A 22,232-nucleotide genomic window follows, 5' to 3' on the forward strand; every position below is an offset into this window, starting at 1 on the left:
GGCAGTCGGTGAGTCTAGACGAGTCGCTGCGGTGCGGAGGTGGCGGGCCGTCAGTGCGGCGCGAGCAGCGTGAAGGGATACCAGGGCAGATTGCGCAGCAGCGCATAGCCGAGCAGCACCCATAGCCATAATCGCGGGTCGGCGAGGATCTTCAGCAGCGGCGCGAGCGGGCGCAGGCGCAGGCCGGCGGCGTTAAGCGCCATGATCGCCAGCAGCGGCAGTGCCACCACCAGCAGGGGATTGCTGGTCCAGGCATGGGCCAGGTCCAGGTGCACCAGCGCGTGCAGGCAGCGTGTACTGCCGCAGCCGGGGCAATACAGGCCGGTGAGGGCGCGGAACGGGCAACCCGGTAGTGGATTGCCGGGGACATTGGGATCGACCCGGCGCAGCACCACGGTGGCGACCGCTGCGGCGCCGCTCAGTGCGGCCAGCGGCAGCCAGCGGGGCAGGGACTGCAGGCGCTGAAGGGACATGGCAGGCGGACGATCGCGTGGCCGGCCGCCGTCGCAGGCGACGGCGGCCGCAGTCCTCAGGACATGGACGACTGCTGCATCATGCCCAGGCCGCCCAGGGCGAAGAGGAAGATCAGGTACAGCACGATCAGCACCACCGAGGTGATCGCCGAGTAGATCGCCCACTTCTTGGCCTTGTCCGACGAATCGCGCGCACCGGCCACATCGCCCGCGGCGAGCTTGGTGTTGACCTGCGAGGCGTAGACGATGGACACGATGCCCAGCGGCAGACAGCAGAACAGCGTGGTCAGGATCGCCCAGACGAGGTTGTTGGACACTTGCGGTGCGGTGGTATTCATCCGTGTTACTCCGGTGGTTGGGTGGTGGAACGGGAAACGGTGGGGGTCAGTTGCCGGCCAGGCTGCCGATCGCCTCCAGCAGGATGGCCACGAAGATCCACACGACGACCAGGATCGGCGACGCGAGCGCCCACCAGCCGGCCTTGCGTGCGGCGGCGCGCGCGCCCTCGATGTCGCCGGCAGCGCGACGGCCATCCACCTGCGCGGCGTAGACGATGGACACGATGCCCAGCGGCAGGCAGCAGAACAGCGTGGACAGGATCGCCCAGACCATGTTGTTGGGCACATAGACGCCCGCGTTGGGCGCTGCTGGTGGTTCGGGCTGGTTCACTGTCCGCTCGGTCCTTCGCACTGGACGCCACGGCCTGTGGCGTCTCCCCTGCGGTTAATTTACCCGAAGCGCGTGCCCAGGGCACCTGCGCCGCACTCAGGCGGCATCGCCACGCAGCCTTCTCACCTGCGCCTCCAGCGTCTCGGCGGTGGCCTGGGCCCCGGGCACCGGCGCATCGGCGATCACCTCGATGTGGGCGCGGAAGCGCCGTGGCACGCGCATGCGCCGCAGCCGCGAATCGCGCTTGCTCCACATGCTGGTCCACATGTTGCGCAGCGCCATCGGTACCACCGGCACCGCGCGCCGGGCCAGGATCTTCTCCACGCCGGACTTGAACGCGGCGATCTCGCCGTCCTTGGTCAGCGCGCCTTCGGGGAAGATGCACACCAGCTCGCCCTCGGCCAGCGCGGCGTCGATGGCGTCGAACGCGCGCTGCATCAGCTCGGGATCCTCGCGCGCCCCGGCGATCGGAATCGCCTTGGCGGTGCGGAAGATCCAGCGCATCACCGGAATGTTGAAGATGCGGTAGTACATGACGAAACGCACCGGTCGCGGGATCGCCGCGGCCAGCACCAGCGCGTCCATGTAGCTGACGTGGTTGCACACGATCAGCGCCGCGCCCTCGTCGGGCACGTGGCGTTCGACGCCGTGCAGGCGCAGCCGGTACAGGGTGCGCACCATCAGCCAGCTGAGGAAGCGCATCAGGAATTCGGGCACGATGCTGAAGATCCAGATCGCCACCACCGCGTTGGCGATGGCCAGTGCCAGGAACACCTGCGGGATGCTCAGCCCGGGCATCGGGATGCGCACGCCGAACAGGTGCACCTGCTGCATCTGCAGGGCGATGCCGATCATCGCGGCCAGCACGATGAACAGCGAGTTCTGGATGTTGAGCCCGGCGATGACGCGCGACAGTTCCGCCTTCGGCGTACGGCTCTGGATCAGCGCGAACAGCGGCACCACGAACAGGCCGGTGCACAGGCCGATGCCGACCAGGTCGAACATGATCCGCCAGCTGCCGGCCTGGTGGACGAACTGGCCGATGCCCAGGCCGGTCTGCAGCGCGGCGCCAGGCCGGGCGAAGTACAGGTCGAGCATGAAGGCGCTGATGCCGAACGCGCCCAGCGGCACCAGGCCGATTTCCACGGTGCGCCCGGACAGCTTCTCGCACAGCAGCGAGCCGGTGCCGGTGCCGATGGAGAACAGCGCCAGGGCGAAGATGTACAGGTCCTGCGCGCCGCCCAGGTTGAGTTCGGCGTAGGTCGGCAACTGCGCGGTGAGCACGGTGCCGACGAACCAGAACCAGGACACGCCGAGCACGGCGTTGCGCACCGCCAGCTGGCGCCGGGTCAGGCGCATGATCGCCAGCGATTCCGGCAGCGGGTTCCAGTTGATCTTCAGCTCGGGTGCGCCGGCGTCGACCTTGGGGATGCAGCGCGCCATCAGGTTGCCGGTGACCGCCAGCGCGACCACCGCGGTGGCGGCGGCCACCGGCCCGTGGCTGCCGGCGATCTGGAAGATCAGCCCACCCAGGATCATGCCGCACAGGATCGAGATCGAGGTGCCCATCTCGACCAGGCCGTTGCCGCCGGTCAGTTCTTCCGGCTTGAGCACCGAGGGCAGGATCGAGTACTTCACCGGGCCGAACAGGGTCGACTGCAGGCCGGTGCAGAACAGCGCCACCAGCAGCACCGCCATGTTCTCGGTCAGGAAGCCGACCGCGGCCAGCGACATGATGCCGATCTCCATCGTGGTGGTGATGACCACCAGCCGCGACTTTTCCAGCTTCTCGGCGATCTGCCCGGCCAGCGAGGAGAACAGGAAGTACGGCAGGATGAACAGTGCCGGCGCCAGGTTGGTGTACAGCGTGCGCTGCTCCGGGGTCACGCCCAGATAGAACAGCAAGCCGATGATCGCCTGCCGGTACACGTTGTCGTTGAACGCGCCCAGCGACTGGACCACGAAGAACGGCAGAAAGCGGCGTTGCCGCAACAGGGCGAACTGGCTGTGGGCGGACATGCAGGCTCCTTTGCGAACGCGCGCAGCCTAGCAGGTTCGCCGCGCGCGCAGGCGCGGCGCGCGGCGGCCGGTGCTGGCGCTGTCGGCGGCGGCCTGCAGGGCGTCGCGCTGGGCGCGCAGCAGGGCGATGAAGGCGCGTGCGGCCGGGGTCGGATCCGGCCGCCACACGGCATAGGTGAGGAAGCGGAAGCGCTCGCGCAATGCCACCGTCGCCACGCCGTGCATGCCGGTGGCCATGGTCTGCGGCACCACCGCCAGGCCCAGGTCCTCGGCCACCAGTTGCCGCTGCAGGTCGGCATGGGTGACCTCGTACTGCAGGCGCTGGCGCAGGCCGGCGGCGGCGAAGGCGCGGTCGATGATGCCGCGCACGCCGGCGCCGGGGATCAGCCCGGCCATCGGTGCGTCTTCCAGGTCGCGCAGGGAGACCTGGCGGCGCGCGGCGAAGCGGTTGCCGGGTGCGGCGATCAGCGCCAGCGGTTCCTCGTGCAGCAGCAGGTGTTGCGGCGGCAGCGCCACGTGCGGGCCGACCCCGACCAGGGCCACGTCGAGCCGGCCTTCGCCCAGTTCCAGCAGCAGCGCATCGCTCATGCCGGTGCGCAGGTGCACGTCCACCGCGCTGTGCGCCTCGCGGAAGCGGCGCAGCACCGCCGGCACCTGCACTGCGTTCAACGAGGAGATCTGGCCGATCTGCAGGCGGCCGCGCACCGTGCCCAGGGTCTGCGCCATTTCCTCGTGCAGGCGTTCGGCGGCGCGCAGGGTGGCGCGTGCGTTGTGCAGGAACACCTCGCCGGCGGCGGTGGCGCGCACGTGGCGCGCGCCGCGCTCGAACAGCCGCGCGCCCAGCGCCTGCTCGATCTTGGCGATCTGGTGGCTCAGCGCCGACTGCACGGTGTGGCAGCGGCGCGCGGCCGCGGTGAAGCTGCCTTCCTCGGCGACGGCGACGGCGAATTCGAGCTGGCGCAGGGTCAGCATGGCGCTGCCTGGCGCGCACGGTGGCGAGGCCGCAGCCGATCCGCGCCGGGGCTGCATGCGCCACGCGCCGTCTGTCGCAGTGCCCGCCTCATGCTGTGCGCCCGAGCCGCTTGCGCCATTGCTGGCGCAGCCACAGGCGGATGTTGTAGCGGCGCTTGCGGCTCATGAACGGGTAGCGCAGGGTGATGCCGAGCAGGCCGCGCAGCGTGTCCAGCCGCGGCGCCTGCGCGGGCAGGGCGTCGCAGCGCACCGAGATGCGGTCGCAGCCGGCGTCGTGGGTGCGGTGGATGACGTCGGCACGCATGATCAGCAGATCGCCGACCGCGAGGTGCGGCACCACCTTGTGCGCTTCCAGGTCGAAGCCGATCTTCCAGCCGGGGCTGGCGTCGTACAGATCCTCGATCGCGTACCAGTCGCCGATGGCCAGGGCCTCGCCAGGAAAGCGCATCCGGAACCAGTCCAGCGTGTCGGCCTCCACGCAGCGGAAGCGCAGCGCGCCGCGGCCCTGGATGCGCTGGTGCAGCTGCGGATCCAGCCGCGCGACCACGTTGTCGGCGACGATGGCCACGTTGGCCAGGTCGGCATCGGGCTTGCGCACCGGCATGTAGCAGATCAGGTAGTTGCGGTGGTCGCCATGCAGGAAATAGCTGAAGTGATCCAGGTGCCAGTTGAGCGCGCCGCCCGGCGCGGTCTTCGGATCGCGGTGCTGGTCGAACGGCAGACGCAGGCTTGGCGCGGCATGGCTTTCGCGGATGCGGATGGCGCAGTAGCCGAAGCGGTCGACGGCGATCGCCAGGCCCATGGCCGCGGCCACCGCCGGCACGGTGGCGGCGATGCGGGCCTGGATGCGCTGCATGTCCGCCGCCGGCAGGTCGCCGATCACGCCGTCGTGGAACTTCTCGGCGCCTTCCAGGAAGCGCAGCAGGCTGTCGGGAATGTCGCCGTCGCCCAGGAAGCCGCGGACCACCGCATACCCGTGCTGCTGCAGCGCCTCGGCGATGTCGGTGCTGGGCATGGTGCGGGTTCCTTCGGCGCGGGGGCGGTGGTGGGGCGGCGCTCCAGTTCGGACGCCGTCTGCGTTCGAAGCGGCGGCCCCGGCGAACCGGCCGGCCTGTCGGCGCGGGAATCACACTATCTCGAAAACAGATGGCAGTGGTGAAAAAAATGCGTTTGAACGATCGCTGCCATCGCCACAGACTGCGCCCCTCCCCACGATCCGGTGTCCGTCCATGGAAACGACCTCGCATCCGCCGATGCGCCGCGGCCTGGTGCTGCTGATGGCCACCGCCACCGGCCTGGCGGTGGCCAGCAACTACTACGCGCAGCCGCTGCTGGAGGTGCTGGCGCAGACCTTCGCCATCGACGTGCGCCGCGCCGGTGCGGTGGTCACCACCGCGCAGCTGGCCTATGCGGCGGGCCTGCTGTTCCTGGTACCGCTGGGCGACCGCTTCGAGCGCCGCAGCCTGATCGTCGGCCTGTACGCGCTCAGCGCGGTCGGCCTGCTGGTCAGCGCGATGGCGCACAGCTTCGCGCTGCTGCTGCTCGGCACCTTGATCACCGGCCTGAGTTCGGTGGCGGCGCAGATCCTGGTGCCGTTCGCCGCGACCCTGGCCGCGCCGCACGAGCGCGGCCGGGTCATCGGCACGGTGATGAGCGGCCTGCTGCTGGGCATCCTGCTGGCGCGCACGGTGTCCGGCCTGCTGGCCGGGATCGGCGGCTGGCACACCGTGTACTGGGTCGCGGCGGCGCTGATCCTGGTGGCCTCGGGGCTGCTGTGGCGCGGCCTGCCGCGGCACCCGGGCAACCCGCACCTGTCCTATCCGCACCTGATCGGTTCGGTGCTGGCGCTGCTGCGCGACGAGCCGGTGCTGCGCGCGCGCTCGGTGCTGGGCGGGCTGCTGTTCGCCGGCTTCAGCATGTTCTGGACCACGCTGGCGTTCCTGCTGTCCGGCCCGGATTACCGTTACGGCACCGCGACCATCGGCCTGTTCGGGCTGATCGGCGCGGCCGGCGCGTTCGCCGCCAACCTGTCCGGCAAGCTGTCCGACCGCGGCGCCGGCCATCTGGTCGGCTGGGGCGGCCTGGTCATGCTGCTGCTGTCGTGGTTGCTGCTGCTCGGCGCGCCGCACTCGCTGTGGCTGCTGATCGCCGGGGTGGTGCTGCTGGACGTGGCGGTGCAGGGCGTGCACATCGGCAACCAGAGCGTGATCTACCAACTGGATCCGGCCGCGCGCAACCGCATCACCTCCGCCTACGTCACCTGCTACTTCATCGGCGGTGCGATCGGGTCCAGCCTCGGCACCGCGGCCTATGCCTACGCCGGTTGGCGCGGGGTGGCGCTCGGCGGTGCGGCGCTGGCGGTGGTGGCGCTGCTGTGGATGGGCCTCAGCGTGCGGCCGGCGCGGCAAGCGCCGGCGCCGGCGCCGGCGGCATCGTCGCGGCAGTGACCGCCTGCGCGGCGTCGCGCAGCTTGGGCAGCAGGCGCAGGGTCAGCGCGAGCTGGTTGCGCACCAGCCGGCGCTTGGCCTCGTCGATGCCGTCCTCGCGTTCCAGCGCCTCGGCCAGTGCGATCTCGGCCGCCTCGTCGGCGGCCGGCAGCGCACGTCGTTCGGCCAGTGCGTCGGCCAGCGCGCCCAGCGCCTGCGGCAGGTAGTCGCCGGCGCGGGCGATGTCCGGATCGGTCTCGCCGGCCAGCGTCGCACGGTGCGCGCCCAGCGCCGACAGATAGCCGAGCAGGGTGTTGGACAGGGCCAGGAAGCGGAAGCCGGCATCCAGGTTGCGGCGGTAGCGGCCGGGCTCGCGCAGCATGTTCGACAGCGCCACCGACAGCGCGGCGTCGGCGTTGTGCATGTCGCGGCGGGCGATGCGGTAGGGCAGGTCGTCGCGCATGCCGCTGCGGTACTGCTCCAGCACCTGCGCCAGGTAGCGCGCGCTGCTGGACAGCACCGTCGCCAGCACCTGGTTGAGGCGCCGGCCCTGCCAGTCCGGCAGGATCAGGAACGAGGCGGCGGCGGCGATCGCGCAGCCGATCAGGGTGTCGAGCAGGCGCGGCCAGATCAGCATGAAGCCGTCGCCGATCAGGTTGAAGCAGAACAGCGCCATCACCGTGATCGCTGCGGTGGCGAGCATGTAGCGGTCGGTGCGGGTGACGAAGAACACCAGCGTGCCGAGCAGGGCGAACAATAACTGCAGCTCGGTGCCCGGGAACAGCTGCATCAGCGCCCACGCCGCGCCCAGGCCGATCAGGGTGCCGGCGATGCGTTGGGCCAGGCGCAGGCGGGTGGCGCCGTAGTTGGGCCGGCACACGAAGGCGGTGGTCAGCAGGATCCAGTAGCCGTTGCTGGCGTGGATCGACTGCATGATGGCGTAGCCCAGCACCAGCGCGATCGCCATGCGCAGGCCGTGCCGGAACAGCACCGAGCCGGGCGTGAGCTGCTGGCCCAGGCGCCGCAGCATCTCGCGCAGGGTGTGCGGCGAGGAGTCGCGCAGGCGGGTGTCGAGGGCGTCGCTGGTGGTGTCCGATTGCGCGGCCTCGGCCAGGCGCCGCTCGATGCTATGCAGGTTGGTCACCAGCAATTCCAGCGAGCCGAGCAGCCGCGCCTGCCGTGGGTCGCCACGGGCGTGCAGGAAATCCAGCGACTCGCGCAGGTCGGTGGTGGCCTGCTGGGTCTGCTCGCCGTAGTCGAACGGCTGCCGCAGCCGGATCGCCTCGCCCAGCGCCGCGCAGGCCTTGCCCTGCAGGGCCAGCAGGCGCTGGCAGCGGTACAGCACGTCGCTGTGGAAGAACGCGTCGGTCAGCGCCTCGTACGGGTAGTGCGAGGAACTGGCGCGCTCGTGGAAGTCCTGCGCCATGTAGTACAGGCGGAAATACAGGCCCGATTGCACGCCGGGCCGGCCGGAGCGGCCGAAGCGGCTGATGATCGCGGTCTTGGCCGCGTTGAGTGCGGCCACCACCTGCGCGTTCTGCTCGGCCAGCGCCAGCCGCCGCGCGTGCAGGTCGCTCTGCCGCACCGGCTCGAACAGGGCCGCCTTGAGCCGCAAGTAGCGGCCCAACTCCAGGTACAGCCGCGACAGCCGCTCGCGCACCGGCCGGTTGGCGAACAGCACCGTCCACAGCACCGACAGCACCGCGTACCAGCCGGCGCCGAGCAGCAGCAAGGCCACGCCGTGCCAGGCGTTGCCGCCGACGTGGCCGTTCTGGGTGCCGTGGTCCAGGCCGATCATCGCGTAGATCGCCAGCGCCACCGTGGCCTGGGCGATGGAGGCGTAGCGTTCGCCGAGCGCGCCGAGCAGGGTCAGGGCGAAGGTGGACAGCGCCAGGCCGGCCGCGAACGGCCACGGATACGGGAACAGCAGTACCACCGCGGCCGCGGCGGCGGCGAAACACAGCAGCGACAGCAGCACCGACTTGATCCGGCCCAGCCAGTTGTCGTCGGTTTCGGCGATGGCGCTGGCGATGGTGCCCAGGAAGATCGCCGGCACCGCCTCCAGTTGCTGCAGGTGCCAGCACACGCCCATCGCCACCGCCAGCGCGATGAACACGCGCAGCCCGTAGCTGGCCTTTTCATGGGCCCACAGGCGGCTCAGGCGGGTTTCGATCGAGGGGGTCGGCACCGCGCCACGATAACGCACCGTCGCTGTATGCGATCCACTTTGAGAGGCCGGCTCAGACCGCGAGTTGTCGCAGGCGTGCGTCCAGCAGCGCCGGGAAGCGTTTGTACCAGGTCTGGTTGAGTGGCGAGGGGTGCGGCAGCGGATGCAGCACCACGCGGCGGATGCAGCACCACGCGGCGGCTGCGGCGGCCGTCCTCGCTGTGCAGCTCGACCTCGGTCTGCGCCTGGAAGCGGTCCTCGTGCGCCCAGAATGCCTCCAGCGCCGCACGCACCTCGCGCGGCTGGTCGATGCCGAACCACAGGAAGGCTTCGCGCCCGAGGGTGAGTATGGCATCGCCGCGCCACTGCTCGAGCAGCAGGCGCCGCATCAGCGGGTGGAAGCGCCGCTTCACCGGCATCGACCACGCCTTGTTACCCACCGGCTTGTACGGCACGGTGTTGAGCCAGAAGGCGACGCGGCCGGCCTCGAGCCCGGCGGCGAAGTCGGGCATCTCCGCGCCGTGGTGCAGGTGCCGGTACAGCGCCTTGCGCACCAGTTGGCCGCCGCTGCCGACGAAGGGCGCGCCGTGTTCCACCTCGCTGCGGCCCGGGTCGCGACCGAGGATGCACACCTTCGCATCGCGGCGGCCGAGGCCGATGATGGGATCGAGCGGATCCTTGCCGCAGGCGGCATAGGCCGCGGTATCGATGCCGTCGGTCTGCGCGGCGAGCGCGCGGAAGCGGGTGCGGAGAGCGGGGGACAGGGCCATGGAGCATGTGCGAATCGGTGGGGAATCCAGGCTAGCGCAGTGGCGATGGTGGCTGCGTGCGGGCTTCCACGCGAGAGCGGTGTGCGCTCCTTGTGGGAGGGACACCAGTCCCGGCAAGCGAGGATGTCAGCCGCGCTTTGAACTTCACTCGTCGCGGCTGAAGCCGCTCCCACAGGGAGTGGATCGGGTGTCCTTGTGGGAGGAACTTCAGTCCCGACGCCGGATGGTGTCAGCCGGCATCGGGCTTTGCTCGTCGCGGCTGAAGCCGCTCCTGCCCGTGGCGACGTGCTACGCCCCCTGCTCGCGCGCGATCGCGCGCCAGCCGATGTCGTGGCGGTGGAATTCGCTGGCCCAGCGAATCTGCTCCACGCCGGCGTAGGCATGGCGCTGCGCCTCGGCCACGCTGTCGCCCAGCGCCGCCACGCACAGCACGCGGCCGCCGGCGCTGAGCACGCGGCCCTGCGCGTCCAGCGTGGTGCCGGCATGGAACACCTTGGCGTTGCCCGGCACCGCGTCCAGGCCGGTGATCGCTTCGCCGGTGACCGGGGTTTCCGGATACGGCGCCGCCGCCAGCACCACGCCCAGCGACGGGCGCGGATCCCACTGCGCCTCGGTGGCGTGCAGGCGTTCGTCGAGCGCGGCCTCGAGCAGGTCGAGCAGGTCCGACTGCAGGCGCAACATCACCGGCTGCGTTTCCGGGTCGCCGAAGCGCACGTTGAACTCGATCACCTTGGGCGCGCCGCTGGCGTCGATCATCAGTCCGGCGTAGAGGAAGCCGGTGAACGGCACGCCGTCGTCGCGCATGCCGCGCACGGTCGGCTCGACCACCTCGCGCATCACCCGCGCGTGCACCTCGGGCGTCACCACCGGCGCCGGCGAGTACGCGCCCATGCCGCCGGTATTGGGGCCGGTGTCGCCGTCGCCGACGCGCTTGTGATCCTGGCTGGTGGCCATCGGCAGCGCGGTGTGGCCGTCGACCATGGAGATGAAGCTGGCTTCCTCGCCGTCGAGGAATTCCTCGATCACCACGCGCGCGCCGGCGTCGCCGAAGGCGTTGCCGGAGAGCATGTCGCGCACCGCGGCCTCGGCCTCGTCCAGCGACATCGCCACGATCACGCCCTTGCCGGCGGCCAGGCCGTCGGCCTTGATCACGATCGGCGCGCCCTTGGCGCGGACGTAGGCAAGCGCCGGCTCGACCTCGGTATGCACGGCGTAGAACGCGGTGGGAATGCCGTGGCGCTGCAGGAAGTCCTTGGCGTAGGCCTTGCTGCCTTCCAACTGCGCGGCGGCGGCGCTGGGGCCGAAGATGCGCAGCCCGGCGGCGCGGAAGCGGTCGACCACGCCCAGCACCAGCGGCACTTCCGGGCCGACCACGGTCAGCGCCACGCCTTCGTCACGGGCCAGCGCCAGCAGCCCGTCGAGGTCGTTGACCTTGACCGGCACGTTGCGGCACTTGGCCTCGCCGGCGGTACCGGCATTGCCGGGCGCGACCAGCACTTCGTCGACACGGGGGGACTGGGCCAGCTTCCAGGCCAGGGCGTGTTCGCGGCCGCCGGAGCCGATGACGAGCAGTTTCATCGCGGAATTCCAGATTGCAGGGGAAAGGGGAACGGCTGCGCCGGGCGCGCGCGCCTCACGTGCAGCCTTCGCGCTGCAGCGCCTCGGGGAAATGGTAGGTCCAGGTCTTCGCGTCCAGGGCGAAGCGGTGGCTGCGCTGCACCGGGCGCTGGCCGCACTCCGTGCCGGTTTCCTCGATCAGCAGCGGCCAGACGCGGGCGGCGTGGTCGCGGTCGTCGAAGCGCAGGGCGAAGTCGATGGCGAACTGGCCGGCCTTGCAGTCCGCTGCAGCATCTGCGGCGTCGCAGTCGGCGGCGGCGCCGTTGTCGATGTGGCTGCGCACGCTGCCGGCGTCGACCAGGCCCTTGGGGCCGGGCAGGATCAGGGTCTGCGATTGCAGCGCATAGCCCTGGCCGAACCAGCCGTCCTCGACGCGGAACCCGTAGAAATCGCTGCCGGCGCGGACGATGCCGACCTCGCCGGGTTGGCCCTGGCTGCCGTAGGTGCCGCCGGTGCGCTCGGCGGCGACGGCGAAGCCCTGGCCCTCGGGGCGCAGCACGTAGAAGTCGATGGTGCCCGGTTCGGGATGGCCGGCATCGCGCAGCGCGCCGCACACCGCCAGCAACTGCTGCCAGCCGTCGCCGGTGACCACCGGCTGTTCGGCGCAGACCTGCCAGTCCACCGCATGACTCTCGCCGTCCTGGCTCCACTGCCCCGGCCAATGCCCGGCCAGCGTCGCGGCGCTGCCGTAGCGTTGCTGCAGGAACGTCTGCAGGCGCGCGGTGCGGCTGACGTGCGCCGGCGCGGCGGCGCTGGTGGGCGCGGCCGCAGGTGCGGCGCTGGGCGCGGGTGTCGCGGCCGGCGTGCAACCGCCCAGCACGAGGGCGCCGACCACGGCCAGCATTGCGAGCGGACGGGGCACGACAGCGGACAGGCGCATCGCTGCAGACCTCAGTGCCGGAAGTGGCGCACGCCGGTGAACACCATGGCGATGCCGTGCTCGTCGGCCGCGGCGATGACCTCGGCGTCGCGCATCGAACCGCCCGGCTGGATCACCGCCTTGATGCCGGCCGCGGCGGCGGCGTCGATGCCGTCGCGGAACGGGAAGAACGCATCAGAGGCCATCACCGACCCCTCCACGGCCAGGCCGGCATCGGTGGCCTTGATGCCGGCGATGCGCGCCGAGTACACCCGGCTCATCTGCCCGGCGCCGACGCCGATGGTGCGGTGGTCCTTGGCGTAGACGATGGCGTTGGACTTGACGTACTTGGCCACCTTCCACGCGAACAGCAGGTCGGCGAATTGCGCCTCGGTCGGCGCCAGCCGAGTCACCACCTTCAGCGCATCGCGCGGCACCACGTGCGCGTCGCTGGTCTGCAGCAGGATGCCGGAGCCGACCCGCTTGCTGTCGATGCCGTAGGCGCCGTCGCCGGCGGGGACGCGCAGCACGCGCACGTTGGCCTTCTTCTTGGCGTATTCCAGCGCGGCGTCGTCGTAGTCGGGGGCGATCAGCACCTCGACGAACTGGCGGTCCAGGATCGCCTGCGCGGTGGCCGCATCCAGGCGCCGGTTGAAGGCGATGATGCCGCCGAAGGCGCTGGTCGGGTCGGTGGCGTAGGCCAGTTCGTAGGCGTCGCCGCAGCCGGCGCCGACCGCCACGCCGCACGGGTTGGCGTGCTTGACGATGACGCAGGCCGGCGCGTCGAACTGGCGCACGCATTCCCAGGCCGCATCGCTGTCGGCAATGTTGTTGTAGGACAGCTCCTTGCCCTGCAGCTGGGTGAAGGTGGCCAGGGTGCCGGGCGTGGGGAAGAGGTCGCGGTAGAACGCGGCCTGCTGGTGCGGGTTCTCGCCGTAGCGCAGTTCCATCACCTTGACGAAGCTGGAGTTCATCTGCGCCGGGAACGCGCTGCGCGTCGGCACCGCGGCATCGCTGGCGGTGACCGCGGACAGGTAGTTGCTGATCGCCGCGTCGTACTGGGCGACGCGGTTGAACGCGGCCACCGACAGGGCGAAGCGCTTGGCCGCCGACAGCCGGCCGTCGTTGGCCTCCAGCTCGGCCAGCAGTTCGGGGTACTGCGCCGGATCGGTGGCCACCGCCACGCGGGCGAAGTTCTTGGCCGCCGAGCGCAGCATCGCCGGGCCGCCGATGTCGATGTTCTCCACCGCGTCGGCGAGCGTGCAGTCGGCCTTGGCGGTGACCGCCTCGAACGGATACAGGTTGAGCACCAGCAGGTCGATCGCGGCGATGCCGTGCTCGGCCATCACCGCATCGTCGGTGCCGGCGCGGCCGAGCAGGCCGCCGTGCACCAGCGGGTGCAGGGTCTTGACCCGGCCGTCCATCATTTCCGGGAAGCCGGTCAGTTCGGACACGTCCTTCACCGCCAGCCCGGCCTCGCGCAGGGCCTTGGCGGTGCCGCCGGTGGACAGCAGTTCGACGTTGCGCGCGGCCAGCGCGCGGGCCAGGTCGATCAGGCCGGTCTTGTCGGAAACGGACAGCAGCGCCCGGCGCACGGGCAGGAAATCGGAGGACATGGGGCAGGGCGGGGGCAGCGGAACGGGCCGCCATTGTAGGCGCTGAGGCCCGCCGACGCCCGGCCGGCGGGGCCCACGGGCCTGCGGATCGCGTGTGCGGCGGCGCCGGCACACGGTGTGCGCGCCTCGTCGTGGAGCCCGCGCGCGGTGCGTGCGGGCCGTGCGAAACACCTGCGCCGTGGCCTCGGCCGCGCGCGCAGCCGCTGCGATGCATTAGGCTGTCGCCGCCCCGCCCTCGCCGTCAGGACCACGCGCGTGTCGATCTATGCCCTCAAAGGACGTTTCCAGGACCTGCTGCGGCCCGGCGTGCGCGTGCTGTATCGGCTCGGCGTCACCGCCAACCAGGTGACGGCGGCCGCGGCGCTGCTGTCGCTGCTGGTCGCCGCGGTGGTCTACACGCAAGGCGCGGCGCAACCGCTGTGGTACGCGCTGCTGCCGCTGTGGATGCTGCTGCGGATGGCCTTGAACGCGGTGGACGGCATGCTGGCGCGCGAGTTCGGCCAGCAGTCGCGGCTGGGCGCCTACCTCAACGAACTGTGCGACGTGGTCGCCGATGCGGCGCTGTACCTGAGCCTGCTCGGCGTGCCCGGCGTCGGTGCCGGCTGGCTGTGGCTGATGGCGCTGACCGCGGCCTTGACCGAATATGCCGGCGTGCTCGGGCTGATGGTCGGCGCCAGCCGCCGTTACGATGGGCCGATGGGCAAGAGCGACCGTGCCTTCGTCATCGGCGTGCTGGGGTTGCTGCTGGCCGGCGCCTGGATCGGCGCGGCGACGGTCACGGCCGTCGCCATGGCCGTGGCGCTGTTGTGCGCGGCGACCGTGCTGCGCCGGGTCGCGGCGGGATTGCGCGAGGCGGCGGCACGCGCGTGAGCGGGACGGCCGGCGTGGCCGCGGCGAACAGGGATTCAAGACAGACAAGGAATCGGCAACGGATGCGGCAGGTCAACGAAAGCGAATTCGCCAGTTTCGACGGCACACGGTTGTTCTACCGGCACTGGCCGGCCACGACGCCGGCGGCGCCGCCGCGGGCGGTGGTGCTGCTGCACCGTGGCCACGAGCATTCCGGGCGGGTCATGCACCTGGCCGAGGAACTGGGCCTGGACGAGTGCGCGCTGTTCGCCTGGGATGCGCGCGGCAACGGCCGCTCGCCCGGCGCGCGCGGCGACGCGCCCGGCTTCCCGGCGCTGGTGCGCGACCTGGACCGCTTCGTCGCGCACATCGGCGAGGTCCACGGCATCGCCGTGCAGGACATCGTGGTGGTGGCACAGAGCGTGGGCGCGGTGGTCGCCAGCACCTGGGTGCACGACTACGCGCCGCCGCTGCGCGCGCTGGTGCTGGCCTCGCCGGCGTTCAAGGTCAAGCTGTACGTGCCGTTCGCGCGGCCCGGGCTGGCCCTGATGCAGACGCTGCGCGGCAACTTCTTCGTCAACAGCTACGTCAAGCCGCAGTGGCTGACCCACGATCCGGCGCGGGTCGAAAGCTATCGCAACGATCCGCTGATCACCCGGCCGATCTCGGTGCGGGTGTTGCTGGGGCTGTACGCGGCGGCGGATCGCGTGGTCGGCGATGCGCAGGCGATCACCGTGCCGGTGCAGTTGCTGGTGTCCGGCAGCGACTTCGTGGTGCACCGCGGCCCGCAGGACCGCTTCTACGAGCGCCTGTCTTCGCCGGTGAAGGAGCGTCACCTGCTGCCCGGTTTCTTCCACGACACGCTGGGCGAGCGCGACCGCGCGCCGGCGCTGGCGCAGATCCGTCGCTTCGTGCGCGAGCGCTTCGCCGAGGAACCGGCATTGCCCAGTCTGCGCCACGCGCACCGCCGCGGGCCGACCTTCGAGGAGGCCGAGCGCCTGGCCTGGCCGCCGCAGCGCTACAGCCTGCAGGAGCTGCGCTGGCGCGGCGTGCGCGCTGGCCTGCGCGTGGGTGGACAGCTCTCCGAAGGCATCGCCCTCGGCCTGCAGACCGGTTTCGATTCCGGCAGCACGCTGGACTACATCTACCGCGACCAGGCGGCCGGGCGCGGCCCGCTGGGGCGGATGATCGACCGCAACTACCTGGATGCGATCGGCTGGCGCGGCATCCGCGTGCGCCGCCAGCACCTGCATGAGCTGCTGGGCCTGGCGATGCAGCGGCTGCGCGCCGCCGGCCTGCCGGTGCGCGCGCTGGATATCGCCGCCGGCCACGGCCGCTACGTGCTCGAAGCGCTGGCCGGCGGCAGCCAGCGCGCCGACGCGATCCTGTTGCGCGATTTCAGCCCCTTGAACGTGGCGCAGGGTCGCGCGCTGATCGCCACGCTCGGCGCCACCGACATCGCCCGCTTCGAGCAGGGCGATGCCTTCGACCGCGACGCGCTGGCCGCGCTGCAGCCGCGGCCGACGCTGGCGGTGGTGTCGGGCCTGTACGAACTGTTCCCGGACAACGACCAGGTGCTGCGCTCGCTGCAGGGCGTGGCCGCGGCGGTGGAACCGGGCGGCTACCTGGCCTACACCGGCCAGCCCTGGCATCCGCAGCTGGAGTTCATCGCCCGCGCGCTGACCAGCCACCGCGGCGGCGCGGCCTGGGTGATGCGCCGACGCACCCAGCAGGAGATGGACGAACTGGTGCGCGCGGCCGGCTTCCGCAAGCTCGAACAGCGCATCGACGAATGGGGCATCTTCACCGTGTCGCTGGCGCAGCGGATCGCGCCATGAGCATGGCGGCCGCGCGGCCGTGGCGGCGTGCGCTGGCCTGGCTGGCGCTGCTGGGGCCGTTCTTCTTCCTCAGCTACGGCCTGGCCAACACGCTGGCCGCGCGTCGCGCCGCCGTGCCGTCGCTGCCGTTCGCCTGGGAAACCCAGATCCCGTTCTGGCCGTGGACCATCGTTCCGTACTGGTCGATCGACCTGTTCTACGTGATCTCGTTCTTCGTCTGCCGCACGCGCGCCGAACTGGACACGCATGCGCGGCGTCTGCTCACCGCGCAACTGCTGGCGGTGGGCTGCTTCCTGCTGTGGCCGTTGCGCTTCAGTTTCGAGCGGCCGCCGACCGAGGGCGTGTTCGGCTGGCTGTTCGCGGTGCTGCTCGGCTTCGACAAGCCGTTCAACCAGGCGCCGTCGCTGCACATCGTGCTGCTGGTGGTGCTGTGGGTGCGCTATGCGCAGCACCTGCACGGGCTGGCGCGGCTGGCCCTGCACGGCTGGTTCGCGCTGATCGGGCTGTCGGTGCTGACCACCTACCAGCATCACTTCCTCGACGTGCCCACCGGCCTGGCCGCCGGCTGGCTGTGCGTGTGGCTGTGGCCGGAGCGCATCGCCGCGCCGTGGCGCGCCGCGGCACCGGCGCGCGATTCGCGGCGTTGGCGCCTGGCCGCGCTGTACCTGCTCGGCAGCGCGGCCTGCGCGGCCGCCGCACGCGCGCTCGGTGGCGCCGGCTGGTGGTTGCTGTGGCCGGCGCTGTCGCTGCTGCTGGTCGCGCTCAGCTATGCGCTGCTCGGCCCGCTCGGCCTGCAGAAACGTGACGACGGCCGCCTGAGCCTGGCTGCGCGCTGGCTGTACGCGCCGTACCTGGCCGCCGCCTGGCTCAACTCGCGTGCCTGGACCTGGCGCGATCCGGCGCCGCGCGAGATCGCCGACGGCGTCTGGCTCGGGCGCCTGCCCGGCCGCGGCGAGCGCACGCGCTTCGCCACGGTGGTCGATGTCAGTGCGGAACTGTCGTTGCGCGAGGCGCAGGCGCACGACCGCGTGGTGCCGATGCTGGACTTGGTGGCGCCGCCGGCCGCGGCCTTGCGCGCAACCGCCGACGCGATCGCGGCGGCGCGCACGCACGGCGCGGTGCTGGCCTGTTGCGCGCTGGGCTATTCGCGCAGTGCGGCCGCGGTCGCCACCTGGCTGCTGCGCAGCGGCCGTGCCGCCACGCTGGACGACGCGCTGGCGCTGTTGCGGGCGCGCGCGCCACGGATCGTGCTGGGACCGGCGCAGCGTGCCGCCATCGCCGCCGCCTGCACCGCGCCGCCGGCGCCGCTGCAGGCGCAGGAGCTGCCGGCATGAGCACGCCGCTGGAACTGCGCACGATGGCGGCGGTGCTGCGCCAGGGTGCGCCGCTGGATCGGCTGTCGCTGCTGTTGCTCGCGGTCAGCGTGCTGCTGGCGGCGTGGTATGCCGGCATCGGTGCCGTCCTCGCCGTGTCCTGTTGCGGCGTCGCCGCCTTGGCCGGCCTGTTGCAGCGCTATTGGGCGGCACGGGTTGGCCTGGACGTGGCGTTGCTTGAGGCAGTGCTGGCCGAACCGGACCTGCCGCGCGCCGGTGCCGACCTGGACGCCGTCCTGCAGCGGTTGGGCCTGCTGCGCACGCTGCCACCGCCGCGCGATTGGCTGGCGCGCTGGCAGGGCATGCGCCACCTGCTGCGGCGACAGCTGCTGTGCTTCGCCTTGCAGGTGCTGGCCTTGGTGGTGGCGCTGTGCATGGCCCCAGTCGGCTGGGAGGCGATGCGATGACACCAACGTCCACGCCGCTGCGGCCGGCCGCGGTCGATCCCGATCACGCGGCGTTGTGGCAGCGTCTGCAGGCCGACGACTTCGGCGAGGGCGAGACGGCGTTGGCGGCGTTCGAGCGTCGCGTCGCCGAGGAGGCCGGCGTGTCGCCGGCGCTGGCCACGCAACTGGTCGAGGAATACCGGCATTTCTGCTTCCTGGCCTGCGTCGCCGGCGAAGAGATCACGCCGAGTCCGTTGGTCGACCAGGCCTGGCATGCACACCTCACCGACACCCGCGAATACTGGCAGCGGTTCTGTCCGCAGATCCTGCGCCGCACCCTGCACCACCATCCCGGGCGCGGCGACCCGGCCGACGCCGCGCGCTTCCAGGCCCAGTACGCGGCCACCCTGGCGCAGTACCGGCACTACTTCGGCGAACCGCCAACGGCGTGCTGGCCGGCGCCGGCCGGCACGCGGCCGCCCGCGCCGGCACCGCGCCAGGCACGCACGCGCCGCACCGCGCCCACGCGCGGCGGCATCGCCCTGTGGGGCTGGATGCTGGGCGTTGCCCTGCTGTTCGCGGTGCTCTGGCAGCGCCACGGCCCGCTGTCGCCGCTGCACTGGCCGGGACCGCCGTTCCTGCTGCTGTTTCTGGCCGGCATCGGTCTGGCCTGGAGCCTGGGCGCGCGCCTGCGCCTGGTGGTGCGCGGACTGCGCGGCGCCGCGCTCGACACGCCGCTCGACGCCACCGAACTGGCCTATCTGGCCGGCGGCAGCGAGCGCGTCGCCGACCAGCAGCTGGCCCTGCTGCTGGCGGCCGGCGCGGTGCGCCTGCAGGCGGAGCCGCACGTGCGCCGCCAGGCGCGGCTGCAGTCCACCACGGTCGCGGTACCGCCGACGCTGCAGCGCGCGCTGGCGATCGTGCGCGCGCACCCGCAGTTGCAGCAGGCGCTGGCCGCGTTGCGACGCGATGCCGCGCCGCTGCGCCGGGCGCTGGTCGCCAAGGGGCTGTGGCTGGGCCATGGACAGGCGTTGTGCGCACGCCTGTTCGGCGCCGCACCGTTGCTGGCGCTGTGGATGGTGGGCCTGCTGAAGCTGCGCATCGGCCTGCAGTTGCAGCGCCCGATCGGCTTTCTGGTGGCGGCGATGGTGGTGGTCGCGGTCGTTGCGCTCGGCTTCCTGCTCACGCCGCCGCGGCGCAGCGTCGCCGGCGACGCGCTGCTGGCCGAGCGCGATGCGGCCTGGCGCGATGGCGTCGCCGCGCCCTCGCTGGCGCCCGGTTCGCACTTGGCGCTGCCGCTGGCCCTGGCCGGGACCAGCGTGCTGATGACCACGCCCTGGGCCGACTATCACGCCTTGCGTGCGCCCGCAGCCAACGGCCGCGGCGGCAGCTGTTCGACCAGCAACTGCGGTGGGGGAGGTGGCAGCAGCGACGGCGGCAGCAGTTGCGGCGGTGGTGGCTGCGGCGGCTGTGGAGGCGGCGACTGATGGCCGCTTCGACCTGGCAGGCGCGGCGCGCGCAGTGGCGCGCGCGGCTGGCGCTGGCGTTGCGCGCGCGTGGGGCCACGCCGAATGGCGTGTCCTGGACCGGACTGGCGTGCGCGGTGCTGGCGGCGCTGATGTTCGCCCTGGCCTGGCGCGAGCCGCCGGCCAATGCCGCCGCGCTGCTGGTGCTGGCGGCGCTGGCGCTGCAGGCGCGGCTGCTGTGCAACCGCCTGGACGGGTTGCTGGCGCAGCAGGCGCAGATGATTGGCCGCGCCGGTGCGGTGTACAACGAGGCGCCGGACCGGTTGTCGGATGTGGCGGTGTGCCTGGGCGTGGGTTATGGCCTGCAGCCGGTGCTGGGCGTCGGTGCGGAGCTGGGCTGGGCCGCTGCGCTGGTGTGCATGGGCACCGCCTACGTGCGCATGCTCGGCCTGGCCTGCGCGGTGCGCGAACCGTTGCAGGGGCCGATGGCGCGCGTGCAGCGCATGCATTGGCTGTCGCTGGCCGCGTTGGCGGCGGCCGCTGCATTGCTGCTGCAACACGCCACACTGGCCTACATGCTGCTTGCCGTGGCGCTGGCGTTGCTGATCGCCGCCGCCGCCCTGACCATCGTGATTCGCGTGCGCGCCATCGTGCGCGAACTGGAGTGGAAATGATCGCCCGTCTGATCGCCCGCGGCTGCAGTGCCGCGATCCGTCTGCTCACCGGCGCACGTGCGCTGTGGCGCGGCTGCATGCCGTCCAGCGAGCGCCGCGTGTACTACGGCAACCACGCCAGCCACGGCGATTTCGTGCTGATCTGGTCGTCGTTGCCGGCAGCGCTGCGACGCGAGGTGCGGCCGGTGGCGGCGGCCGACTACTGGCAGCGCGACGCGTTGCGCCGCTACCTGATCCACGCGGTGTTCAACGGCGTGCTGATCGAGCGCGATCCGCAGCAGCGCCAGCGCGATCCGATCGCCTGCCTGTGCGAGGCGGTCGACGGCGGCGGCTCGCTGATCCTGTTTCCGGAAGGCACGCGCAATACCGAGGAGGGGCTGCTGCCGTTCAAGAGCGGTCTCTATCACCTGGCGCGGCAGCGTCCGGAACTGGAGTTCGTGCCGGTGTGGATCGACAACCTCAAGCGGGTGATGCCCAAGGGCAAGTGGCTGCCGTTGCCGTTGCTGTGCACCACCACCTTCGGCGAACCGCTGCGGCTGGGCGCCGGCGAGGACAAGCAGGCCTTCCTCGATCGCGCGCGCGCGGCCTTGTTGGCGCTGGCGCCGGAGCAGGCGGAGGCCGCCCGATGAATCCGATCGCGCTGAGCGAACACCTGCAGCAATCCTCGCTGCGGCAACAGACGGTATGGCTGTTCCTGGGCATCGCCACGGTGCTGGTGGTGGCCACGCTGATCGCCGAGACCCTGCGCTGGCGGGCGCGCGAACGGCCCAGTGCGGTGCTGGACAACCTGGTGGCGCGGATCCGCGCCTGGTGGGTGATGGCGACGGTCGTGGCGCTGGCGTTCGCCTTCGGCCGGCTTGGCGTGATCGTGCTGTTCGCGCTGGTGTCGCTGTTCGCGCTGCGCGAGTTCATCACCCTCACTCCCACCCGGCGCGGCGACTACTACGCGCTGCTGGCCGCGTTCTACGTGGTGCTGCCATGGCAGTACTGGCTGGTGTGGAGCGACTGGTACGGCCTGTACACGCTGCTGATCCCGGTCTACGCGTTCCTGGTGCTGCCGATCCTGTCCACCATCGGCGGCGACACCACGCGCTACCTGGAGCGCACCGCCAAGGTGCAGTGGGGGCTGATGATCAGCGTGTTCTGCATCTCGCACGTACCGGCGCTGCTGAACCTGCGCATTCCCGGCTACGAGGACCGCAACCTGCTGCTGTTCGCGTTCCTGGTGATCGTGGTGCAGTCCTCCGACGTGCTGCAGTACGTGTGGGGCAAGCTGCTGGGCCGGCACCTGATCGCGCCCAGGCTGTCGCCGTCCAAGACCGTGGAAGGTTTCGTCGGCGGCATCCTCTCGGCCAGCCTGCTCGGCGCGGCGCTGTGGTGGATCACCCCGTTCTCGCCGCTGCAGGCGTTCGCGCTGGCGCTGGTCGCCAACCTGATGGGCTTCTTCGGCGGCCTGGTGATGTCGGCGATCAAGCGCGACCGCGGCATCAAGGACTGGGGCCACATGATCGAAGGCCACGGCGGCGTGCTCGATCGATTGGACTCGGTGTGCTTCGCGGCGCCGGTGTTCTTCCACCTGATCCGCTATGGGTGGGTGTGAGGGCGGGGAGTGGGGATGTCGGGATTGGGGATTCGTTGGAGTGGCGCGCGCTGCGAGTGTTGCGCCTGCGTAGGAGCGGCGTCAGCCGCGATGCTTTACCGAGAGCGCGTAACGGCTGATCGCGCAGGAGCACAGCATGGCTTCCGCACCTGCATCTTCGGACGATGTCGCGTCGGGGCTGAAGCCCCTCCCACAATGGCGAGGCGCCGCGTTCGGCGTTCTGTGGTTTCTTCGCCGCGGTAGCGCGTTTGCTCTCGCCTGGGTGGGTTTTAGGCGTCGCGGCTGAAGCCGCACCTATGAGGGCGATGTGCAGGCACTACACGCTGGGTCGCTATGTGTGTCGGATCGCTTGACAGTCAAGTCATGCGGGACAGCACGCTGGATTCCCGATTCCCGATTCCCGATTCCCGATTCCCGATTCCCGATTCCCGAATCCCGAATCCCCAATCCCGGCCTCT

At 71.3% G+C, this 22,232-nt stretch carries 20 protein-coding genes; 9 read left to right on the forward strand and 11 right to left on the reverse strand.

Annotated features, from left to right (window positions below):
• Positions 1-50: 50 nt before the first annotated feature.
• The 6 genes from CEK69_RS04110 to CEK69_RS04135 all read right to left on the reverse strand — a co-directional run bounded on the left by CEK69_RS04110 (position 51) and on the right by CEK69_RS04135 (position 5,148).
• Positions 51-473, reverse strand: coding sequence for a DUF2752 domain-containing protein (locus CEK69_RS04110; protein ID WP_017908845.1), 423 nt, complete (start codon positions 471-473; stop codon positions 51-53).
• Positions 474-529: 56 nt separating this feature from the next.
• A complete protein-coding gene (locus CEK69_RS04115; protein WP_152240164.1) occupies positions 530-811 on the reverse strand; it encodes a CD225/dispanin family protein in 282 nt (93 codons plus the stop codon).
• A gap of 46 nt (positions 812-857) precedes the next feature.
• Positions 858-1,085, reverse strand: a complete 228-nt coding sequence (locus CEK69_RS04120; protein ID WP_017915514.1) for a CD225/dispanin family protein — start codon at positions 1,083-1,085, stop codon at positions 858-860.
• 153 nt (positions 1,086-1,238) lie between these two features.
• Entirely contained in the window at positions 1,239-3,161 is a 1,923-nt protein-coding gene (locus CEK69_RS04125; RefSeq protein ID WP_152244007.1) for an MFS transporter, read from the reverse strand.
• 27 nt (positions 3,162-3,188) lie between these two features.
• Positions 3,189-4,133 carry a LysR family transcriptional regulator gene (locus tag CEK69_RS04130; RefSeq protein ID WP_152244009.1) on the reverse strand — a complete coding sequence of 315 codons (945 nt, stop codon included), beginning with the start codon at positions 4,131-4,133 and terminating at the stop codon, positions 3,189-3,191.
• Positions 4,134-4,221: 88 nt separating this feature from the next.
• Positions 4,222-5,148, reverse strand: a complete 927-nt coding sequence (locus CEK69_RS04135) for a hypothetical protein (RefSeq protein ID WP_152244011.1) — start codon at positions 5,146-5,148, stop codon at positions 4,222-4,224.
• A gap of 214 nt (positions 5,149-5,362) precedes the next feature.
• Here CEK69_RS04135 and CEK69_RS04140 point away from each other — a divergent pair, with 214 nt between their 5' ends.
• Positions 5,363-6,580, forward strand: a complete 1,218-nt coding sequence (locus CEK69_RS04140; protein ID WP_152244013.1) for an MFS transporter — start codon at positions 5,363-5,365, stop codon at positions 6,578-6,580.
• On the opposite strand, the gene yccS is transcribed toward CEK69_RS04140, so the two are convergent.
• The 5 genes from yccS to purH all read right to left on the reverse strand — a co-directional run bounded on the left by yccS (position 6,519) and on the right by purH (position 13,588).
• On the reverse strand, positions 6,519-8,747 hold the full coding sequence (gene yccS, locus CEK69_RS04145) for a YccS family putative transporter (protein ID WP_152244115.1): 2,229 nt from the start codon (positions 8,745-8,747) through the stop codon (positions 6,519-6,521). The two genes, CEK69_RS04140 and yccS, sit on opposite strands and share 62 nt — an antisense overlap.
• Positions 8,717-9,496, reverse strand: coding sequence for a uracil-DNA glycosylase family protein (locus CEK69_RS04150; protein ID WP_226975030.1), 780 nt, complete (start codon positions 9,494-9,496; stop codon positions 8,717-8,719). The genes yccS and CEK69_RS04150 overlap by 31 nt, the downstream gene beginning before the upstream one ends.
• Positions 9,497-9,784: 288 nt before the next feature.
• Positions 9,785-11,074: a phosphoribosylamine--glycine ligase gene (gene purD / locus CEK69_RS04155; protein ID WP_152244015.1), complete on the reverse strand. Its 1,290-nt coding sequence runs from the start codon at positions 11,072-11,074 to the stop codon at positions 9,785-9,787.
• A gap of 55 nt (positions 11,075-11,129) precedes the next feature.
• Positions 11,130-11,957 carry a hypothetical protein gene (locus CEK69_RS04160; protein WP_193313895.1) on the reverse strand — a complete coding sequence of 276 codons (828 nt, stop codon included), beginning with the start codon at positions 11,955-11,957 and terminating at the stop codon, positions 11,130-11,132.
• 47 nt (positions 11,958-12,004) lie between these two features.
• Complete coding sequence (gene purH / locus CEK69_RS04165) at positions 12,005-13,588, reverse strand: bifunctional phosphoribosylaminoimidazolecarboxamide formyltransferase/IMP cyclohydrolase (protein ID WP_152244017.1); 1,584 nt, start codon at positions 13,586-13,588, stop codon at positions 12,005-12,007.
• A gap of 255 nt (positions 13,589-13,843) precedes the next feature.
• Here purH and CEK69_RS04170 point away from each other — a divergent pair, with 255 nt between their 5' ends.
• The 8 genes from CEK69_RS04170 to CEK69_RS04205 all read left to right on the forward strand — a co-directional run bounded on the left by CEK69_RS04170 (position 13,844) and on the right by CEK69_RS04205 (position 21,774).
• Complete coding sequence (locus tag CEK69_RS04170; protein ID WP_017911013.1) at positions 13,844-14,458, forward strand: CDP-alcohol phosphatidyltransferase family protein; 615 nt, start codon at positions 13,844-13,846, stop codon at positions 14,456-14,458.
• Positions 14,459-14,520: 62 nt separating this feature from the next.
• Positions 14,521-16,275: a bifunctional alpha/beta hydrolase/class I SAM-dependent methyltransferase gene (locus CEK69_RS04175; protein WP_152244019.1), complete on the forward strand. Its 1,755-nt coding sequence runs from the start codon at positions 14,521-14,523 to the stop codon at positions 16,273-16,275.
• A complete protein-coding gene (locus CEK69_RS04180) occupies positions 16,272-17,609 on the forward strand; it encodes a phosphatase PAP2/dual specificity phosphatase family protein (RefSeq protein WP_152244021.1) in 1,338 nt (445 codons plus the stop codon). Before CEK69_RS04175 ends, CEK69_RS04180 begins: the two co-directional genes overlap by 4 nt.
• Complete coding sequence (locus CEK69_RS04185) at positions 17,606-18,055, forward strand: hypothetical protein (protein WP_152244023.1); 450 nt, start codon at positions 17,606-17,608, stop codon at positions 18,053-18,055. The genes CEK69_RS04180 and CEK69_RS04185 overlap by 4 nt, the downstream gene beginning before the upstream one ends.
• Positions 18,052-19,521 carry a TIGR04222 domain-containing membrane protein gene (locus tag CEK69_RS04190; RefSeq protein WP_152244025.1) on the forward strand — a complete coding sequence of 490 codons (1,470 nt, stop codon included), beginning with the start codon at positions 18,052-18,054 and terminating at the stop codon, positions 19,519-19,521. The genes CEK69_RS04185 and CEK69_RS04190 overlap by 4 nt, the downstream gene beginning before the upstream one ends.
• Positions 19,521-20,174 carry a CDP-alcohol phosphatidyltransferase family protein gene (locus CEK69_RS04195; protein ID WP_152237846.1) on the forward strand — a complete coding sequence of 218 codons (654 nt, stop codon included), beginning with the start codon at positions 19,521-19,523 and terminating at the stop codon, positions 20,172-20,174. The genes CEK69_RS04190 and CEK69_RS04195 overlap by 1 nt, the downstream gene beginning before the upstream one ends.
• Positions 20,171-20,803 carry a lysophospholipid acyltransferase family protein gene (locus CEK69_RS04200; protein WP_017909397.1) on the forward strand — a complete coding sequence of 211 codons (633 nt, stop codon included), beginning with the start codon at positions 20,171-20,173 and terminating at the stop codon, positions 20,801-20,803. The genes CEK69_RS04195 and CEK69_RS04200 overlap by 4 nt, the downstream gene beginning before the upstream one ends.
• The gene (locus CEK69_RS04205) at positions 20,800-21,774 is read left to right on the forward strand and encodes a phosphatidate cytidylyltransferase (RefSeq protein ID WP_017916454.1); all 975 of its coding nucleotides are present in this window, start codon (positions 20,800-20,802) and stop codon (positions 21,772-21,774) included. The genes CEK69_RS04200 and CEK69_RS04205 overlap by 4 nt, the downstream gene beginning before the upstream one ends.
• Positions 21,775-22,232: the final 458 nt, after the last annotated feature.

It is taken from the genome of Xanthomonas sp. LMG 12462 (assembly GCF_009192885.1).
GTDB classification, from domain to species: domain Bacteria; phylum Pseudomonadota; class Gammaproteobacteria; order Xanthomonadales; family Xanthomonadaceae; genus Xanthomonas_A; species Xanthomonas_A sontii.